This is a genomic window from Methylobacterium oryzisoli (assembly GCF_046557895.1).
In the GTDB taxonomy this organism is placed as follows: domain Bacteria; phylum Pseudomonadota; class Alphaproteobacteria; order Rhizobiales; family Beijerinckiaceae; genus Methylobacterium; species Methylobacterium oryzisoli.
This window is the reverse complement of sequence record NZ_JBKIBX010000100.1, coordinates 1-3,750: the sequence shown is the minus strand read 5'-3', so window position 1 is coordinate 3,750 and position 3,750 is coordinate 1. Positions and strand designations below refer to the sequence as shown.

The following is a 3,750-nucleotide window of genomic DNA, read 5'->3' as shown; positions in this document are numbered from 1 at the left end:
GCCCTGGCGCATCATGTCCATCGGCCTGCGCGCCTGGGCCCGTGGGTTCTGATCAGTGAGGGTTGGTATTACGCCTTCGTGACGCGGGTTGCAGGCCTCCTGCCCCACGGCAGGCTTGCCGTCATCCCGGGTGCGGCGCACGGCATCAACTACTCGCATCCGCGTGCCTTCGCGGCGATCCTGCTCCCCTTTCTGCTTGCCTCGCAGGCAGGACCGGCCCCAGCCGACCCCGATCCAGGAGGGCCGGGCAGGCCCGGAGATCGGCGCGGGACAGCCGCGCCGCGATGCGATGGATAGCCGGGGCTGTCCCTGCGGCTACAGCTCGGACCGGATGGCGTCGAGGATTCGGAAGCGCAGCGCGCCGTCGTTGCCCCCGAGCGCGATCACGAAGCGCACCCGCCCGTGCTTCGCCGTGTCGGCATAACCCGTCAAGGTGCGGACGCCGGAGAACGTGCCGGTCTTGAAATGGGCGCCGTCGCCGCTGCGCAGCAGGGCGGATTGGGGCGAGAAGAGGTGCAGCACCTGAACGAGGCTCCGGGCCGTGAAGCGGTTGCCGCGGCTGATGCCCGAGCCTTCCTCAAGGTGGATGGACCCGGTGAGGCCGTGCTTGGCGAGCACCTCGTTCGCGACCTGGAGCGACTTCTCGAGGCTGACGGGCCCGCCCAAGCGATGCCCGCCGATCTCGAGGAAGACCTGGTTGGCGATGTAGTTGTTCGAGTCGAGAAGCATCCCGGCCAGGATCTGCGACAGGGGGCGGGACTGGCGGTGCACGTAGACCGGTTCCAGCCCCGCGGACACGGTTCCCGTCGAGATCTTGCCCTTGACGCTGGTGCCGGCCCGCTCGATGAACGCGGCGATCAGCTCGCCGGCATAGAGCAGGCCCAGCGTGGGATCCTGGGTCAGGCTGATCCGGTCGCGCCCCTGGGCGCTCCGGGCCAGGAACTGGCTGACCGCGAGCGGCGTGATCGGGGTCTGTTCCTCGGCGGAGCGGACCGTCCTGCCCTTCCGCACCGCGTGGATCGTGTTGAAGTTCACCGCGAGCGCGGAGTTCAGCGCGTCGTAGGCTTCGTCGGTCGCCTCGATGCCGGGAATGCGGATAACGGCGGGGTAGTAGCTCGCGTCCAGCACGATGCCGCTGAGCGGCTGCTTGCCGATGGCGGCGACCAAAGCCGGCGCGAGCAGAGCCAGCTCTTCGGAGATCAGAAAGGGATCGCCGCCGCCGCGAATGGAGAGCACCCGGTCGGCATCCAGGTAGAAGCGGGTCCGAAAGCGGTAGTCGGCGCCGAGGACGTCCAGCGCCAGCCAAGCGGTCACGATCTTCGCGACGGAGGCTGGGACGAAGGGCTTGTCGGCGTTCTGAGCGACCAACTCGTTACCCTTCTCGTCCATCACGAGCACTAGCCCCGACGGAGCGAGCGCCGCGATCTTCTCCCTGGCACCGGCCAAGACCTGCGCGGGCAGCAGGAGCAAGGCGCAGGCAAGGGCGAACAGGTGACGCCGCATGAGGCCGTCGGTTCGCAAGCTCCGTTTCGTCATTCTCGGCAATTGGCTCATCATGGCGCTGTAGTCTCATTGTCCCCACAAGAGGTCTGGGATTGTCCGCTGTCGCGCCACTGCAGGTCGCTGAGTGGACGTCGGCTGCGAGGGCGGTCGGCTGAGGACGGAGTTGACCGCCTCGTTCTCCAGGCTCAGCACGCTGGATCGGGCTCCTTCAGTCCCATCGAGCATCCGTGCTGGTCCGGCAGGAGCGCTGCTTCTGCACGGTCGCGGGACTGATGCCATAGCGCTTGGCGCCGGCTCTCCACTCCCGTGGCGAGCTTGGATTGCCCGACGGATCGCCTTGTATATCTGAGTTGCCCGCTGAAGCGATGCCTGCGAGGCTACATTTGGGCTTACCCTGGTCGCAGCCGACCATGCCGGATCCCGACTTCATCATCCTTGCTGGCTCCCCCATCGACCGGCAGGTCACGGCCATGGACGGCTGTTCGGTCCCCGCGGACGGCACTTGCCACCACGGTCACCCGTCCTGGACGCGCCGCCTCAGCATCTTCTGATCGGGCTTAGTCCGCGGCGTCCGCGGCCGTTCCTGCGCCCCGGAAGGAAGTCATATCCATCAGATGTTTGGATAGCTCCAGTGGGTGTGCCATTCCGATTCTTCGTCAACTCGCCCCGATTTCTTCATCAACGTGATCGAGACGATCTCCCGATCCGATGGCATCGGGCTCAACAGACCAACAGCCAAGCTGACAGCAGACGGGTGATGACTTGACGTTCCCCCACCATTTTGGCCCGGCGCGAGTGCGAGTTTTCGGGTTTTGTGAGCCTCTGACGGGGGGAGCGGAGCCGCGAAGAAGAGCAGGTTCACCGAGGAGCAGATGGCCTTCGCGCTGAAGCAAGCCGAGACGGGAACGCCGGTTGCCGAGGTGCTGCGCCGGATGGGAATGTCCGAGCAGACACTCTACCGCTTGAAGAAGCTCTACGGCAGCCTCGGCACGGGCGAGCTGCGGCGCCTGAAGCAGCCGGTGGCCGATCTGAGCCTCGACAAGCACATCCTGCAGGACGTGCTGGCAAAAAGCTCTGACGCCCGCTCGGCGACGCGAGCGCGTGCGTCAGGTTCAGGAGGCGCATGGGGTGAGCGAACGGCGCAGTTGCGTCGCGCTCGGCGTCGGCCGCGAGCATCCGCTACCGCTCGACCTCGCCCGATCAGGCACTTCTGTGGATGCGCATCTGCGATCTGCCTATGCTTCCTTCGTTCAGCGTTGCCCGACGCTGCGCCCAGCGTGAGGAAGTTCATCTCAGGAAGGCACGGATAATGCACATGCGCACCTTCGTCTCCACCCTTGTCATTTCTGCCGTCGCCACGGCCGCCTCGGCCCGCGAGGCGATGAAGTGGATCCCTAAGGTCGACCGGGGCACCAACAACGTCGTTCTCTATTACGGCGTGCCCAACAGCAGCAATCACGCGTTCTTCTTCGACTGCCACATGGGAACGGGGCGGCTCGGTTTTACGACTCCCGCCGCCGAGAAGAGGGTGGGCAGCGGCATTCCGATCTCGCTCGCGGCGGAGCAGGGCTCACTCCGCGTCAGCGGCAACACCGAATGGAGTGAGATGGACGATGCCTTCGACGTCGTGGCGACCGCGCTGCGACCCGAACCGATGAAACAGATCTTCGCGTCGTCGGGGGATCTGCGCGTGACCTACCGGAGGCGCCTAACCACGTATCCGCTCAACGCCAACTTCCGCGCGGCGTATGCTGTTTTCGCGCAGCACTGCCCGTCGCTCTAGTACCCTGTCAGGGGTCAAATGATGGGTAGAGGCTGCGCAGCTTGTCGCGCGCTTGACCGGCGGAGAAGTGCCAGTTGACCGTGGTCTGCCCGGCGTTGCGGGCCTCCTCCCACCGGGCAACCTGTTGGGTGAGCGTGTCCACCTGGGCGATGCGCTGGGCCAAGCATTGCTGCCCCAGCGCGCTCAGCTCGATCTCGGCCATGTTGAGCCACGAGCCGTGCTTGGGCGTGTGATGAAGCTCGATGCGCTCGGCCAGGCGGCGCGCCTCGGCGGCCGGGAAGGCCTCGTACAGGCTGGCCAGGGCATGCGTGTTGAGGTGATCCATCACCAGCACCACCCGCTCGGCCTCGCGATAGCGCCCGTCGCGCAGGTCGCGCACGACGCGCGCCCAGTCGTATTCGTCCGGCGAGGGCCACCTTGCTGGGAAGCGGGATGACGTGACGTCCTAGGCGTAATCCTAGGAG

Annotated in this window: 2 protein-coding genes and 3 pseudogenes; 2 read left to right on the top strand and 3 right to left on the bottom strand. The window is 66.1% G+C overall.

The features are described from left to right. Positions 1 to 315: 315 nt before the first annotated feature. Positions 316 to 1,521 (bottom strand): D-alanyl-D-alanine carboxypeptidase/D-alanyl-D-alanine-endopeptidase, encoded by a 1,206-nt coding sequence (locus tag ACKUB9_RS34125; RefSeq protein WP_407531093.1) that lies wholly within the window; start codon positions 1,519 to 1,521, stop codon positions 316 to 318. 147 nt (positions 1,522 to 1,668) lie between these two features. Next, a pseudogene (locus ACKUB9_RS34120) lies at positions 1,669 to 1,848 on the bottom strand (IS481 family transposase); the annotation flags it as partial. Between the two features lie 527 nt (positions 1,849 to 2,375). Here ACKUB9_RS34120 and ACKUB9_RS34115 point away from each other — a divergent pair. Both ACKUB9_RS34115 and ACKUB9_RS34110 read left to right on the top strand, forming a co-directional pair. After that, a pseudogene (locus tag ACKUB9_RS34115) lies at positions 2,376 to 2,737 on the top strand (transposase); the annotation flags it as partial. 81 nt (positions 2,738 to 2,818) lie between these two features. Then, complete coding sequence (locus ACKUB9_RS34110; protein ID WP_407531095.1) at positions 2,819 to 3,286, top strand: hypothetical protein; 468 nt, start codon at positions 2,819 to 2,821, stop codon at positions 3,284 to 3,286. Between the two features lie 7 nt (positions 3,287 to 3,293). Here the strand turns inward: ACKUB9_RS34110 and ACKUB9_RS34105 are convergent. After that, positions 3,294 to 3,668 (bottom strand): annotated as a pseudogene (locus tag ACKUB9_RS34105) (transposase); the annotation flags it as partial. Positions 3,669 to 3,750 lie beyond the last annotated feature (82 nt).

Coding starts and splice junctions, on each gene's coding strand:
- ACKUB9_RS34110 (WP_407531095.1), top strand. CDS start 2,819: ATGCGCACCTTCGTCTCCACCCTTGTCATTTCTGCCGTCGCCACGGCC.